This window comes from Shimia biformata (genome assembly GCF_016888515.1).
GTDB lineage: Bacteria > Pseudomonadota > Alphaproteobacteria > Rhodobacterales > Rhodobacteraceae > Shimia_A > Shimia_A biformata.
In genome coordinates this window covers 2,874,272-2,887,807 of the sequence record NZ_JAFEJK010000001.1, presented here as the reverse complement: position 1 = coordinate 2,887,807, position 13,536 = coordinate 2,874,272, and the positions used below count along the sequence as shown (strand labels likewise).

The 13,536-nt window shown below is 60.9% G+C and carries 16 protein-coding genes; all 16 read left to right on the top strand.

Annotation, left to right across the window (positions count from 1 at the left end; all coding sequences use genetic code 11):
- The first annotated feature begins 1 nt into the window (after position 1).
- The 16 genes from JQ863_RS14210 (at position 2) to JQ863_RS14135 (ending at position 13,536) form a co-directional block, all read left to right on the top strand.
- On the top strand, positions 2–1,153 hold the full coding sequence (locus JQ863_RS14210) for an NADH-quinone oxidoreductase subunit E (RefSeq protein WP_204114809.1): 1,152 nt from the start codon (positions 2–4) through the stop codon (positions 1,151–1,153).
- A 3-nt stretch (positions 1,154–1,156) separates the two neighbouring features.
- Positions 1,157–1,384, top strand: coding sequence for a DUF5337 domain-containing protein (locus JQ863_RS14205; RefSeq protein ID WP_204114808.1), 228 nt, complete (start codon positions 1,157–1,159; stop codon positions 1,382–1,384).
- 4 nt (positions 1,385–1,388) lie between these two features.
- Complete coding sequence (nuoF, locus tag JQ863_RS14200) at positions 1,389–2,684, top strand: NADH-quinone oxidoreductase subunit NuoF (RefSeq protein ID WP_204114807.1); 1,296 nt, start codon at positions 1,389–1,391, stop codon at positions 2,682–2,684.
- A gap of 8 nt (positions 2,685–2,692) precedes the next feature.
- Positions 2,693–2,971 carry a hypothetical protein gene (locus tag JQ863_RS14195; RefSeq protein ID WP_204114806.1) on the top strand — a complete coding sequence of 93 codons (279 nt, stop codon included), beginning with the start codon at positions 2,693–2,695 and terminating at the stop codon, positions 2,969–2,971.
- On the top strand, positions 2,964–3,461 hold the full coding sequence (locus JQ863_RS14190) for a DUF3291 domain-containing protein (RefSeq protein WP_204114805.1): 498 nt from the start codon (positions 2,964–2,966) through the stop codon (positions 3,459–3,461). Before JQ863_RS14195 ends, JQ863_RS14190 begins: the two co-directional genes overlap by 8 nt.
- Positions 3,458–3,793 carry a hypothetical protein gene (locus JQ863_RS14185; protein WP_204114804.1) on the top strand — a complete coding sequence of 112 codons (336 nt, stop codon included), beginning with the start codon at positions 3,458–3,460 and terminating at the stop codon, positions 3,791–3,793. Before JQ863_RS14190 ends, JQ863_RS14185 begins: the two co-directional genes overlap by 4 nt.
- Before the next feature lie 149 nt (positions 3,794–3,942).
- Positions 3,943–4,356, top strand: a complete 414-nt coding sequence (locus tag JQ863_RS14180; RefSeq protein ID WP_204114803.1) for a DUF5333 domain-containing protein — start codon at positions 3,943–3,945, stop codon at positions 4,354–4,356.
- A 3-nt stretch (positions 4,357–4,359) separates the two neighbouring features.
- Positions 4,360–6,372 (top strand): NADH-quinone oxidoreductase subunit NuoG, encoded by a 2,013-nt coding sequence (gene nuoG, locus JQ863_RS14175; protein WP_204114802.1) that lies wholly within the window; start codon positions 4,360–4,362, stop codon positions 6,370–6,372.
- A gap of 11 nt (positions 6,373–6,383) precedes the next feature.
- Positions 6,384–6,803: a hypothetical protein gene (locus JQ863_RS14170; RefSeq protein WP_204114801.1), complete on the top strand. Its 420-nt coding sequence runs from the start codon at positions 6,384–6,386 to the stop codon at positions 6,801–6,803.
- 6 nt (positions 6,804–6,809) lie between these two features.
- Entirely contained in the window at positions 6,810–7,850 is a 1,041-nt protein-coding gene (nuoH, locus tag JQ863_RS14165) for an NADH-quinone oxidoreductase subunit NuoH (protein WP_204114800.1), read from the top strand.
- Positions 7,851–7,853: 3 nt separating this feature from the next.
- Positions 7,854–8,348 (top strand): NADH-quinone oxidoreductase subunit NuoI, encoded by a 495-nt coding sequence (nuoI, locus tag JQ863_RS14160; RefSeq protein ID WP_204114799.1) that lies wholly within the window; start codon positions 7,854–7,856, stop codon positions 8,346–8,348.
- Entirely contained in the window at positions 8,345–8,752 is a 408-nt protein-coding gene (locus JQ863_RS14155) for a carboxymuconolactone decarboxylase family protein (protein ID WP_204114798.1), read from the top strand. Before nuoI ends, JQ863_RS14155 begins: the two co-directional genes overlap by 4 nt.
- Positions 8,749–9,357, top strand: coding sequence for an NADH-quinone oxidoreductase subunit J (locus tag JQ863_RS14150; RefSeq protein ID WP_204114797.1), 609 nt, complete (start codon positions 8,749–8,751; stop codon positions 9,355–9,357). The genes JQ863_RS14155 and JQ863_RS14150 overlap by 4 nt, the downstream gene beginning before the upstream one ends.
- A 125-nt stretch (positions 9,358–9,482) precedes the next feature.
- Positions 9,483–9,788 carry an NADH-quinone oxidoreductase subunit NuoK gene (gene nuoK / locus JQ863_RS14145; RefSeq protein ID WP_204114796.1) on the top strand — a complete coding sequence of 102 codons (306 nt, stop codon included), beginning with the start codon at positions 9,483–9,485 and terminating at the stop codon, positions 9,786–9,788.
- A 5-nt stretch (positions 9,789–9,793) separates the two neighbouring features.
- Complete coding sequence (gene nuoL, locus JQ863_RS14140) at positions 9,794–11,995, top strand: NADH-quinone oxidoreductase subunit L (RefSeq protein WP_204114795.1); 2,202 nt, start codon at positions 9,794–9,796, stop codon at positions 11,993–11,995.
- A complete protein-coding gene (locus JQ863_RS14135; RefSeq protein WP_204114794.1) occupies positions 11,995–13,536 on the top strand; it encodes an NADH-quinone oxidoreductase subunit M in 1,542 nt (513 codons plus the stop codon). The genes nuoL and JQ863_RS14135 overlap by 1 nt, the downstream gene beginning before the upstream one ends.

Genomic DNA, 13,536 nt, shown 5'->3' with positions numbered 1-13,536 from the left:
CATGCTGCGTCGTCTGTATCACGAACAACCCGAAAGCTTTGCTTTCACGCCCGCCAACAAAGCGTGGGCCGAAGGGCAGATCAGCAAGTATCCCGAAGGCCGTCAGGCCTCGGCGGTGATCCCTTTGCTGTGGCGCGCGCAGGAACAGGAAGGCTGGCTGTCGAAGCCCGCGATCGAGGCGGTCGCCGACATGCTGGACATGGCCTATATCCGGGTTCTGGAAGTGGCGTCGTTCTACTTCATGTTCCAGCTTCAGCCGGTCGGCTCGGTTGCGCATATCCAGATCTGCGGCACCACGTCCTGCATGATCTGCGGCGCGGAAGACCTGATCGCGGTCTGCAAGGAAAAGATCGCCGACAAGCCGCACACCCTGTCGGCGGATGGCAAGTTTTCCTGGGAAGAGGTCGAATGCCTTGGCGCCTGCACCAACGCGCCCATGGCCCAGATCGGCAAGGATTACTACGAAGACCTGACCGCCGAAGGCTTTGCCCAGCTTCTCGATGTTCTGGCTGCCGGAAAGGTGCCGACACCGGGTCCGCAGAACGGGCGCTATGCCTCGGAACCGCTGGCGGGTCTGACCAGCCTCAAGGAATTCGACAGCGGTCATACGAAGTATAACGCTTCGGCCCAGCTTGCGACCGACCTTGGTGACACCGTGAAGCGGATCGACGGGACCGAGGTTCCGTTGCTGACGCCGTGGCTGAAAGATGGCGTGCCTGCGGGCCGCGCCGCCGAAGCAGGCCCGGCGCCCAAGGCTGCCCCCGCCGCGAAACCTGCGGTGAAGCAGGCGGAAGAGCAGAAGATCGCCAAGCCCAAGGTCGACAAGAAAGCCGATGCCGAGAAACCGGCCAAGGCAAAGCCTGCAAAGAAAGCGGCGAAACCGGCCAAGGCAGCAACCGCAGCGGCGGATGATCTCAAGCAGCTGAAGGGCGTTGGCCCGGCGCTTGAGAAGAAACTGCACGAAGCCGGGGTCACCTCATTCGCGCAGATCGCGGCCTGGGGTGCCGATGATATTGCCGAAATGGACGACAAGCTGTCGTTCAAGGGGCGCATCGAACGTGACGGCTGGGTCGAACAGGCCAAGCAACTTGCCGCGGGCGGGGACACCGAGTTCTCGAAGCGCGTCAAGGATGGCGACGTCTACGAGGGTTAAGACATGACGCGGACGGAAACAGATCTGGCCATTGCGAAACGAGGGCGTGTTGTCGCCCTCGTGATCGCGGGTGCCATGATCCTGTGGATGGCCGCACAGTTTGTGGGTGGAAAATACGATCTGCCGGGGCGCTATGCCCTGTTGATCGATTTCGCCGCCATCGCCGCGCTGATCTGGGCGCTGGTGAACATTTTCTGGATCTGGCGCGCACGCCAGCAAGACAAAGGGTAACGGGATGCTGAAGGATCAGGACCGGATCTTTACCAACCTCTACGGGATGCACGAACGCACCCTGGCCGGCGCCAAGGCGCGTGGCCACTGGGACGGCACGGCAAAGATCATCCAGAACGGGCGCGACTGGATCATCGACCAGATGAAAGCATCCGGTCTGCGTGGTCGCGGCGGCGCGGGCTTCCCCACGGGGCTGAAATGGTCCTTCATGCCGAAGGAAAGCGACGGGCGCCCGGCCTATCTGGTCGTGAACGCCGATGAATCCGAGCCCGGCACCTGCAAGGACCGCGAAATCATGCGCCACGATCCGCACACGCTGATCGAGGGCTGCCTGATCGCCAGCTTCGCGATGAACGCGCACAGCTGCTATATCTACATCCGCGGCGAATATATCCGCGAGCGCGAGGCGCTTCAGGCCGCGATCGACGAAGCCTATGACGCCGGTCTTCTGGGCAAGAACGCCGCCGGTTCGGGCTGGGATTTCGACCTTTATCTGCATCACGGGGCAGGGGCCTATATCTGCGGCGAGGAAACCGCGCTTCTGGAATCGCTGGAAGGCAAGAAGGGCATGCCGCGCATGAAGCCGCCATTCCCGGCGGGTGCGGGTCTTTATGGCTGCCCGACCACGGTGAACAACGTGGAGTCGATTGCCGTTGTGCCGACCATCCTGCGGCGCGGGCCTGAGTGGTTTTCGTCCTTTGGGCGTCCCAACAACGCGGGCACCAAGATTTTCGGCATCTCGGGTCATGTGAACAACCCATGTGTGGTCGAAGAAGCCATGTCGATCAGCTTTGAAGAACTGATCGAGAAACATTGCGGCGGCATTCGCGGCGGCTGGGACAACCTTCTGGCTGTGATCCCCGGCGGCTCGTCGGTGCCGTGTGTGCGTGGTGAGAACATGAAAGATGCGATCATGGATTTCGACGCGCTGCGCGAGGTCGGGTCGAGCCTCGGCACCGCTGCGGTGATCGTGATGGACAAGCAGACCGATATCATCAAGGCGATCTGGCGGCTGTCGAAATTCTACAAGCACGAAAGCTGCGGCCAGTGTACGCCGTGCCGCGAAGGCACCGGCTGGATGATGCGCGTGATGGACCGTCTGGTGAAGGGCGAGGCCGAGATCGAAGAGATCGACATGCTGTTTGACGTGACCAAGCAGGTCGAAGGCCACACCATCTGTGCCCTTGGCGACGCGGCCGCATGGCCGATCCAGGGCCTGATCCGCAACTTCCGCGAGGAAATCGAAGACCGTATCAAAGCGCAGAAATCGGGCCGTATGGGCGCGATGGCGGCGGAGTGATGTGAACCTTGGGCGGCCTGATCCATATCCTCGCATTTGCAGCGCTTCTGTTCTTTGCAGGAGCGATGTTCACGCTTGCGCGAGCGGATGGCCGGACCGTGATTTCCACGCTTTTGTTCATTGCCGCTGCGATCGTCCTGCCGGCTGTGTTTGTTTTCATGGCAAGCATTTCGCCTAGCTTTCCCATTCCGCATGACGTCGCGTTTTCGGTTGCTGCCGTGGTGCCGATGTTGGCGCTGTTTGCCCTGAGCAAGTCGGTAGCGCGAAAGGTGGTGGCGAATGACTAGTGGATTCCACCTCGCGGAACTGAATGTCGGGCGACTTGTCGCGCCGACCGATGATCCGCGCGTGGCCGAGTTCATGGACAATCTCGACCGGATCAACGGCATGGGCAAGCGCATGCCGGGGTTTGTCTGGATGATGGAAGGCTCGGGCGAGCCGGGCACCGGCAATACCGAGAACAGCATCGGCGATGACCCGCAATCCGTTGCCAACTTGACTGTCTGGCAGGACGTAAAGTCGCTGGAAAACTTCGTCTGGAACACTGTTCACCGCCAGTTCTATGAGCGCCGTCAGGAATGGTTCGAGGTTCTGAGCGAGATGCATTTCGTCATGTGGTGGGTGCCGGAAGGCCATCAGCCGACACTGGACGAGGCGCTGGACCGGCTGGACCATCTGCGCGCAAAAGGTGCGTCGGACCACGCCTTTGACTGGGCCTGGCTGAAAGAGGCCGAGGCATGGAAAACCCATCAATGCACGGGGGTGGCCGCCGAATGATCCGAATTCTGACCCCGATCCTTGTGCTGTCACTTGCTCTGGCTGTTTCGGCCTGCAACCGCAACAAGCCCGGCATCGCCTTTGACGGCGCTTTCTTCGACACCAAGGTCACCAAAAGCGATGACGACCGCAGCGTGTTCACCGTTGTGATCGAGGACGTGTCGCAGTCGGTTTCCGGCGCGATGGAGGCCGGGCGGCACGCGGGCACGACCTATTGCATCAAGAATTACGGCTCGTCCAAGATCGACTGGGCGCCGGGCCCGGATGACGATCCAGCGACGCTGACCATTGTCGAGAACACGATGACCTTCCGCGGACGGTGCCGGGTATGACGAAGTTTCGCGCATATCCCTGCAAGGACGGGCCGGATTCCGCCGGTTCGGTCCGTGGTTATTGCATAACCAGCGGGGAGAAGACCTGTTTTGACATGGAAAAGGGCGCATCCCGCGCCCCCAGAACCATGTCCAAAAGGAATATTTCGATGCGTTTCATCCTGACCGTGGCCACCGCCGCTTCGCTTGCCCTGACACCCGTTGCCTCTGCCGCCAATTCCCGGCCGCCTTTGTCGGAAGTCAAGGAAATCACCGATGGAATCATGGTGCTTGGCATTGCCAACACGATCCGCCGCAAATGCGACGGCATTTCCGGCCGCATGGTGCGCGGCTGGAGCTATGTGCAGAAGTTGAAGGCACGCGCGAACGAGCTTGGCTATTCGGATGCCGAAATCCGGGCGCTGCTCAGCGACAAGGAGGCCGAGAAGCGCCTTGTCGAGCAAGGGCTGGCCTTTGTGGAAACGAAGGGCGTGGATCGCAACGATCCTGCCACGCTATGCGCCTACGGGCGCGAAGAAATCAAAAAGTCGAGCCTTATCGGCTCGTTTCTGAGGGCGAACTGACACATGTCTGACCTACGCAAGATCATCATCGACGACACCGAGATCGAGGTAGAGGGCGCAATGACCCTGATCCAGGCCTGCGAAGAGGCCGGGGTCGAAATTCCGCGTTTCTGCTATCACGAACGCCTGTCGATTGCGGGCAACTGCCGGATGTGCCTTGTCGAAGTGGTTGGCGGCCCGCCGAAACCGGCGGCCTCCTGCGCGATGCAGGTGCGCGACCTGCGCCCCGGTCCCGAAGGCCAGCCGCCTGTGGTCAAGACCAACTCGCCCATGGTCAAGAAGGCCCGCGAAGGCGTGATGGAATTCATGCTGATCAACCACCCGCTGGACTGCCCGATCTGTGACCAGGGTGGTGAATGTGATTTGCAAGACCAGGCAATGGCTTACGGGATTTCGAACACCCGTTTCAAGGAAGCCAAGCGCGCGGTGGATGACCTGAACCTCGGCCCGCTTGTGTCGACCACGATGACGCGCTGCATTTCCTGCACCCGCTGTGTGCGCTTCACGACCGAGGTCGCTGGCATCACCCAGATGGGCCAGACCGGGCGCGGCGAAGACGCCGAGATTACCAGCTATCTGAACCAGACGCTGGATTCGAACCTTCAGGGCAATATCATCGACCTGTGCCCGGTTGGGGCGCTGACCTCGAAACCGTATGCGTTCACCGCCCGTCCGTGGGAACTGACCAAGACCGAGACCATCGACGTGATGGACGCGCTTGGCAGCAATATCCGCGTCGACACCAAGGGCCGCGAAGTGATGCGCATCCTGCCGCGCAACCATGACGGCGTGAACGAGGAATGGATTTCCGACAAGACGCGCTTTGTCTGGGACGGGCTGCGCCGGCAGCGTCTGGACAAACCCTATGTGCGTGTCGACGGCAAACTGAAGCCCGCCACATGGGGCGAGGCCCTGGCCGCTGCCGCCGGTGCGATGAAGGGCAAGAAAGTTGCCGCTCTAGTGGGCGATCTGGCCCCGGCCGAGGCGATCTTTGCGCTGAAGGGCATCGTGGACGGGCTGGGCGGCACCATCGAATGCCGCACCAACGGCGCGGTTCTTCCGGCGGGCAACCGCTCGGCCTATGTCGGCACTGCCGCCATCGAAGATATTGATAACGCAAAGAATATCTACCTGATCGGCACCAACCCCCGGATCGAGGCACCGGTCCTGAACGCCCGTATCCGCAAGGCATGGGCCAAGGGCGCGAACGTGACCGTGGCCGGGCCCAAGGGCATGGACCTGACTTATGACTATTCCTACATGGGGCCGGGCCGCCTGATGGTGAACAAGCTGGTCGATGAGGCGCAGTCGCAGGACGATGCGATTGTCATCGTCGGTCAGGGCGCGATCAGTGAAGGTGACGGAATCGCGGTTCTGGGGCAGGCGATGCAACTGACCGAGAAGCTGGGCGGCAAGATGCTTGTGCTGCACACCGCCGCAAGCCGTGTCGCCGCGATGGACCTTGGGGCCGTGACCGAAGGTGGTCTTGATACCGCGATGGAAGGGGCCGAAGTGGTCTTTAACCTCGGCGCGGACGAGGTCGAGGTTGGCGAAGGTGCCTTCGTGATCTACCAGGGTAGCCACGGCGACCGTGGCGCACATCGGGCCGACGTGATCCTGCCCGCCGCCGCCTATACCGAGGAATCGGGGCTGTTCGTGAACACCGAGGGCCGCCCGCAACTGGCGCAGCGCGCCGGGTTCGCGCCAGGTGACGCCAAGGAAAACTGGGCGATCCTGCGGGCGCTGTCGGCGGAACTGGGCGCGACGCTGCCCTATGACTCGCTGGCGGAACTGCGCCACGCGATGATCGCCGAAGTGCCGCATCTGAAGAAGATCGACCAGGTGATCGAAAACGACTGGCAGCCGCTGCCGGGCAAAGAGCTTGGCAAGGGCGCGTTCAAGGACGCGATCGCCGATTTCTACCTGACCAACCCGATCGCGCGCGCGTCCGAGCTGATGGCAGAGCTTTCGGCCAACGCCAAGGCCCGTGCGGGCCAGAAGATCGCAGCGGAGTAAGACCCGGACCCATGACCGCCCCCCGTTTCATATCGCTTGTCGGACTGGCCGCTCTGGTCGGTCTGCCAGCCTGTGCCACGCAAGGCACGGGCGGCGATGTCTCGCGCGGGTCGGTGGCGTTCACGCCCGGGTATCAAGGGGTCGAAACCCGGCTGCTGGAGGGCGATCTGGTCAATTTCCGCGTGCAGATGACCGGCGCGCGCACCGGGCAGGACGTGCATGACTATGCCGAATGCGCCGCGGCGCAATACGCGCTGATCCGCGGCTTCGGTTTTGCGCGGCATGTGCGCACAACCGCGAAGAATGAGGGTGGCATTTGGCGGGGGGATGCGGTTTACACCATCTCGCCGGCGCTGCCCAAGGGACTAAAAACAATCGACGCAGAAGTGACCGTTTCGAACTGCGCCGAAAACGGAATACCTACGGTGTGAGGACCAATGATTGAATTCTTTACCACCACAACGCTAGGGCAGGGGCTCTTGATCATCGGGCAGATCCTTTTGATCATCGTCCCGCTTCTGGTCGCGCTTGCCTTCCTGATGCTGGCGGACCGCAAGATCTGGGCCGCGGTCCAGCTGCGCAAGGGTCCCAACGTCGTGGGTGCCTTCGGCCTGCTGCAATCCTTTGCCGATTTCATCAAGTATATCGTCAAGGAAATCGTCTATCCGGCGGGTGCGGACAAGGTTGTCTTCCTGCTGGCGCCGATGATTTCGCTGGTGATGGCGCTAATCGCCTGGGCGGTGATCCCGTTCAACGACGGCTGGGTGCTGTCGGACATCAACGTGGCAATCCTTTATGTCTTCGCGGTCTCGTCGCTTGAGGTCTATGGCGTGATCATGGGCGGCTGGGCGTCGAACTCGAAATACCCGTTCCTGGGTTCGTTGCGCTCGGCGGCGCAAATGATTTCCTACGAGGTCTCGATCGGCCTGATCATCATCGGTATCATCCTGTCGACCGGCTCGATGAACTTCGGTGACATCGTGCGCGCACAAGACGGCGATTATGGCCTGTTCTCGTGGTACTGGCTGCCGCATTTCCCGATGCTGATCCTGTTCTTCACCTCGGCGCTGGCGGAAACCAACCGCCCGCCGTTCGACCTGCCGGAAGCGGAGTCGGAACTGGTGGCGGGGTATCAGGTCGAATACTCGTCGACCCCGTTCCTGTTGTTCATGATCGGCGAACTGGTGGCCGTGGTGCTGATGTGCGCGCTGGTCAGCCTGTTGTTCTTCGGTGGCTGGCTGTCGCCGATCCCGGGGCTGCCGGACGGCATCTTGTGGATGGTGATCAAGATGCTGCTGGCGTTCTTCGTCTTCGCGCTGATCAAGGCCATCACCCCGCGCTATCGCTATGACCAGCTGATGCGTGTTGGCTGGAAGGTGTTCCTGCCGATGTCACTGGCCTGGGTTGTGCTGGTGGCGTTCCTTGCGAAGTTTGAACTTTTCGGCGGTGCCTATGCACGCTGGGCGATCGGAGGCTGATCAATGGCGAATATCGACTATAAACGCGCCGCGGGTTACTTCCTGCTGACCGACTGGATTGCCGGGTTCCGGCTGGGGATGAAGTATTTCTTCAAACCCAAGGCGACGCTGAACTACCCGCATGAAAAGGGCCCGCTGTCCCCGCGTTTCCGTGGTGAACATGCGCTGCGCCGCTATCCCAACGGGGAAGAGCGCTGCATTGCCTGCAAACTGTGTGAAGCGGTTTGCCCGGCGCAGGCGATCACCATCGACGCCGAACCGCGCGAGGACGGCAGCCGCCGCACCACGCGGTATGACATCGACATGACCAAGTGCATCTATTGCGGTTTCTGCCAAGAGGCGTGCCCGGTGGATGCCATTGTCGAGGGGCCGAACTTCGAGTTTGCCACCGAGACCCGCGAAGAGCTGTTTTATGACAAGGCCAAGCTTCTTTCGAACGGCGACCGCTGGGAGGCCGAGATTGCCCGCAACCTCGAACTGGACGCGCCTTACCGATGAGTGATCCCAAGAACCCCTTTGACGCGATGATCTCGCAATACCAGGACCTGGCGAAAGCCATGAATCCTGCGCTCGAGTCATTCTCGCTCAAAGGGTTCGAAAAGATGTGGCCCACCATGCCGGCGGATGTCATGGAGATGTTCTTTGGCAATACGCTGAACAAGGGCGGGCTGGACGCCAAGACCCGGCTTCTGCTGACGCTGGGCGCGCTCACCGTTCTGGGGGCGCAGGCCGAAAGCCAGATCCGCCTGACCGTGCGCCACGCGCTGGAAGCGGGCGCAACGAAACAAGAAATTGTCGAGGCCATCGGACAGATGTCGATGTTCGGCGGCATTCCGGCCATGACCAAGGCGCTTGAACTGGCGCAAGAGGTTCTGGCCGACAACGAGGAAAGTGACACATGAGTATTGCAGCGCTTTGCTTTTACCTGTTTGCGATCTGCGTGATCGCCGGTGGCCTGTTCACCGTGATCAGCCGCAACCCGGTGCATTCGGTCCTGTGGCTGATCCTGGCCTTCCTGTCGTCGGCGGGGCTGTTCGTGCTTCTCGGGGCTGAATTCGTGGCGATGCTTCTGATCATCGTCTATGTCGGCGCGGTTGCCGTGCTGTTCCTGTTCGTCGTGATGATGCTGGATATCGACTTTGCCGAATTGAAAGCGGGCATGGCGCAATACATGCCCATCGCGCTTCTGATTGGCGTCGTTCTGCTGATGCAGTTCGGCATGGCCTTTGGCGTCTGGCAGGCATCCGAGCAGGCCGAGGCCCTGCGTGGTGCTGTCACGCCGACCGACATGCACAACACCGCCGCGCTGGGTGTGCTGATCTATGACAAGTATTTCCTTCTGTTCCAACTGGCCGGTCTGATCCTTCTGGTTGCCATGATCGGGGCCATCACCCTGACCGTGCGCCACCGCAAGAACATCAAGCGCCAGGACGTGCTGCAACAGATGTGGCGCGACCCGGCAACGGCGATGGAACTGAAAGACGTGAAACCGGGGCAGGGGCTCTGACCCGGATGTGTCCCGGGGCTGACCGGGGCGCGATGATTGAGGCCGCGTGAGGCGGCAGAGAAACGGACCGCCCGCAATGGGCGCAAACCAAGGGCAAAAGCCCGAAACGAGGACCGAGGGACGATATGATCGGACTTGAACATTACCTGACGGTGGCAGCGGCGCTGTTTACCATCGGTATCTTTGGCCTCTTCCTGAACCGGAAGAATGTCATCATCCTTTTGATGTCGATCGAGCTGATGCTCTTGGCGGTCAACATCAACCTCGTGGCGTTTTCCAGCTTCCTCGGCGATCTGGTCGGGCAGGTGTTCACCCTGTTCGTGCTGACGGTCGCGGCGGCGGAAGCGGCCATCGGCCTTGCCATCCTCGTTTCGTTCTTCCGTAACCGCGGCACCATCGCGGTCGAAGATGTCAACGTGCTGAAAGGCTGACACAGATGGAAAAGATCATCCTCTTTGCCCCGCTCGTTGGCAGCCTGATCGCCGGTTTCGGCTGGCGGCTGATCGGTGAGAAGGGCGCGCAATATGTTACGACGGGCCTGTTGTTCGTCGCCTGTTTCCTGTCCTGGATCGTGTTCCTGACGCTGGGGGATGAAACCCAGCACATCCACATCATGAACTTCATCCAGTCGGGGTCACTTGATACCGCATGGTCGATCCGTCTGGACCGCCTGACCGCGATCATGCTGATCGTTGTGACCACGGTTTCCGCGCTGGTTCACCTCTATTCGTTTGGTTACATGGCCCATGACGAAAACTGGGGTGAGGGCGAGAACTACAAGGCGCGCTTCTTTGCCTACCTGTCGTTCTTCACCTTCGCCATGCTGGCGCTTGTGACCGCCGACAACCTTGTCCAGATGTTCTTTGGCTGGGAAGGCGTGGGCGTCGCGTCCTATCTGCTGATCGGGTTTTACTACAAGAAACCCTCCGCAAACGCCGCCGCGATCAAGGCATTTGTTGTCAACCGGGTTGGCGACTTTGGCTTCGCGCTTGGCATTTTTGGTCTGTTCTACCTGACCGACTCGATCATGATGGACGACATCTTTGCTGCCGCGCCTGCGCTGGCCGAGACCCAGCTTCACTTCCTGTGGACCGAGTGGAATGCCGCCAACCTTCTGGCCTTCCTGCTGTTCATCGGCGCGATGGGTAAATCGGCGCAGCTGTTCCTGCACACCTGGTTGCCGGACGCGATGGAAGGCCCGACGCCTGTGTCGGCGCTGATCCACGCCGCGACCATGGTGACCGCCGGTGTCTTCCTTGTCTGCCGCATGTCGCCCCTGATGGAATACGCGGCCGAGGCGACGGCCTTCATCACCTTCCTTGGGGCCGCCACCGCCTTTGTCGCGGCGACCATCGGCCTGGTGCAGAACGACATCAAGCGCGTCATCGCCTATTCGACCATGTCCCAGCTGGGCTACATGTTCGTGGCCGCCGGTGTCGGTGTCTATTCGGTTGCGATGTTCCACCTGTTCACCCACGCCTTCTTCAAGGCGATGCTGTTCCTTGGCGCCGGTTCGGTGATCCACGGCATGCATCACGAGCAGGACATGCGGAACTATGGCGGTCTGCGCAAGAAGCTGCCCTATACGTTCTGGGCGATGATGATCGGCACGCTGGCCATCACCGGCGTCGGCATTCCGCTGACCCATATCGGTTTCGCCGGGTTCCTGTCGAAAGACGCCGTGATCGAAAGCGCATGGGCCGGAACCCAGGGCGGGTTCGCGTTCTGGGCGCTTGTGGTCGCGGCGCTGTTCACCTCGTTCTATTCTTGGCGGCTGATGTTCCTCACCTTCTACGGCGAAGCGCGCGGCGACAAGCACACCCATGAACACGCCCATGAAAGCCCGACCGTCATGCTGGTGCCGCTGGGCGTGCTGGCGCTGGGGTCGATCTTTGCCGGGATGATCTGGTACGGCTCGTTCTTTGGTGACCACAACCAGGTCAACAAGTTCTTTGGCATCCCCGCCCATCACGAGGCGGCGGAAGGTCATGGCGACGATCACGCGACCGACACACATGCCAGCGACACCATGGCCAAGGACGATCACGCATCGGACGATCATGGTGCGGACGCGGACGATCACGCGGCCATGGCGGATGAGCATCACGGCGACGAGAACGCCCATGACGCGGCCCATGACGATCCCGGCCACGCGGTTGTTGCCGCCGCGCATCATGGCGAAGCCCCCAAAGGTGCGATCTACATGAGCCCCGACAACCACGTGATGGACGACGCGCACCATGCCCCGACCTGGGTCAAGGTCAGCCCGTTCATCGCGATGATCATCGGTTTCGCCGTGGCGTTCTGGTTCTACATCGTCAACCCCGCCATGCCCAGGAAACTGGCCGAGGTTCAGCGCCCGCTTTACCTGTTCCTGCTGAACAAGTGGTATTTTGACGAGATCTATGACGCCGTCTTCGTGCGTCCTGCCTTCGCCATCGGCCGTTTCTTCTGGAAACGCGGTGACGGCAATGTCATCGACGGCTTCCTCAACGGTGTCGCAATGGGCGTTGTACCCTTCTTCACCCGCCTCGCCGGTCGCGCACAGACGGGATACATCTTCACTTATGCCTTTGCCATGGTGATCGGCCTTGTGGTGCTGATCACGTGGATGACGCTCAGCGGAGGAGCGCACTGATGGATAACCTGCTTTCCATTGTAACTTTCGTTCCTGCGCTGGCTGCCGCGATCCTGGCGATCTTCCTGCGTGGCGACGACGCGGCCTCGAACCGCAACGCCAAGTGGGTGGCGCTGGTGGCGACGGTCCTGACCTTCCTGGTCTCGCTGTTCATCCTGGCCGAGTTCGACCCCGCCAACACGAACATGCAGTTCGTGGAAGAGCGTGAATGGCTGCTGGGCATGAAATACAAGCTGGGCGTCGACGGGATCTCGATCCTGTTTGTCCTCCTGACGACCTTTATGATGCCGCTGGTCATCGCCGCGTCGTGGAATGTGGAAGTTCGCGTCAAGGAATACATGATCGCGTTCCTCCTGTTGGAAACGCTGATGCTGGGCGTGTTCATGGCGCTTGACCTGATCCTGTTCTACCTCTTCTTCGAGGCGGGCCTTATCCCGATGTTCCTGATCATCGGTATCTGGGGCGGCAAGGATCGCATCTATGCGTCGTTCAAGTTCTTCCTCTACACCTTCCTCGGCTCGGTGCTGATGCTGATCGCGATGGTGGGGATGTTCATGGATGCCGGCACCACCGACATTCCGACGCTGATGAACCACCAGTTCGCGTCCGAGACCTTCTCGGTCATGGGCATCACCGTGATCGGCGGGATGCAGACCCTGATGTTCCTGGCGTTCTTCGCGTCCTTCGCGGTGAAGATGCCGATGTGGCCGGTCCACACCTGGCTGCCGGACGCCCACGTGCAGGCGCCCACGGCGGGGTCGGTCGTTCTGGCGGCGATCCTGTTGAAGATGGGCGGCTATGGCTTCCTGCGCTTCAGCCTGCCGATGTTCCCGATCGGGTCGGAAGTGATGACGCCGCTGGTTCTGTGGATGTCTGTGATTGCCATCGTCTACACCTCGCTTGTCGCGATGGTGCAGGAGGATATGAAGAAGCTGATCGCCTATTCGTCCGTCGCCCATATGGGGTACGTGACCATGGGTATCTTTGCCGCGAACCAGCAGGGCATCGATGGCGCGATCTTCCAGATGTTGTCCCACGGCTTCATCTCGGGCGCGTTGTTCCTGTGCGTCGGCGTGATCTATGACCGCATGCATACCCGCGAGATCGACGCCTATGGCGGCCTCGTGACCCGGATGCCGGCCTATGCGCTGATCTTCATGTTCTTCACCATGGCCAATGTCGGTCTGCCGGGCACCTCGGGTTTCATCGGGGAATTCCTGACGCTGATGGGGATTTTCCAGGCCAACACATGGGTGGCGCTGTTTGCGACCTCGGGTGTGATCTTCTCGGCCGCCTATGCGCTTTACCTTTATCGCCGCGTCGTCTTTGGCGACCTGATCAAGGAAAGCCTGAAGACGATCAACGACATGACCGCCCGCGAGAAATGGATCTTTGCGCCGCTGGTGGCGATGACCCTGATCCTTGGCGTCTACCCGTCGCTGGTCACCGACATCATCGGTCCCTCGGTCGAGGCGCTGATCACCCAATATGACACCGCACTGGAACACGGATCTGCCGTGAACCAGGTCGCGTCGCACTGA

What these genes read in the sequence shown, in the direction of transcription:
- JQ863_RS14150 (WP_204114797.1), top strand. Translation starts at nt 8,749, where the DNA reads ATGAGTATTGCAGCGCTTTGCTTTTACCTGTTTGCGATCTGCGTGATC.
- nuoI (WP_204114799.1), top strand. Translation starts at nt 7,854, where the DNA reads ATGGCGAATATCGACTATAAACGCGCCGCGGGTTACTTCCTGCTGACC.
- JQ863_RS14185 (WP_204114804.1), top strand. Translation starts at nt 3,458, where the DNA reads ATGATCCGAATTCTGACCCCGATCCTTGTGCTGTCACTTGCTCTGGCT.
- JQ863_RS14190 (WP_204114805.1), top strand. Translation starts at nt 2,964, where the DNA reads ATGACTAGTGGATTCCACCTCGCGGAACTGAATGTCGGGCGACTTGTC.
- JQ863_RS14180 (WP_204114803.1), top strand. Translation starts at nt 3,943, where the DNA reads ATGCGTTTCATCCTGACCGTGGCCACCGCCGCTTCGCTTGCCCTGACA.
- nuoG (WP_204114802.1), top strand. Translation starts at nt 4,360, where the DNA reads ATGTCTGACCTACGCAAGATCATCATCGACGACACCGAGATCGAGGTA.
- nuoF (WP_204114807.1), top strand. Translation starts at nt 1,389, where the DNA reads ATGCTGAAGGATCAGGACCGGATCTTTACCAACCTCTACGGGATGCAC.
- nuoH (WP_204114800.1), top strand. Translation starts at nt 6,810, where the DNA reads ATGATTGAATTCTTTACCACCACAACGCTAGGGCAGGGGCTCTTGATC.
- JQ863_RS14155 (WP_204114798.1), top strand. Translation starts at nt 8,345, where the DNA reads ATGAGTGATCCCAAGAACCCCTTTGACGCGATGATCTCGCAATACCAG.
- nuoK (WP_204114796.1), top strand. Translation starts at nt 9,483, where the DNA reads ATGATCGGACTTGAACATTACCTGACGGTGGCAGCGGCGCTGTTTACC.
- JQ863_RS14210 (WP_204114809.1), top strand. Translation starts at nt 2, where the DNA reads ATGCTGCGTCGTCTGTATCACGAACAACCCGAAAGCTTTGCTTTCACG.
- nuoL (WP_204114795.1), top strand. Translation starts at nt 9,794, where the DNA reads ATGGAAAAGATCATCCTCTTTGCCCCGCTCGTTGGCAGCCTGATCGCC.
- JQ863_RS14135 (WP_204114794.1), top strand. Translation starts at nt 11,995, where the DNA reads ATGGATAACCTGCTTTCCATTGTAACTTTCGTTCCTGCGCTGGCTGCC.
- JQ863_RS14170 (WP_204114801.1), top strand. Translation starts at nt 6,384, where the DNA reads ATGACCGCCCCCCGTTTCATATCGCTTGTCGGACTGGCCGCTCTGGTC.
- JQ863_RS14205 (WP_204114808.1), top strand. Translation starts at nt 1,157, where the DNA reads ATGACGCGGACGGAAACAGATCTGGCCATTGCGAAACGAGGGCGTGTT.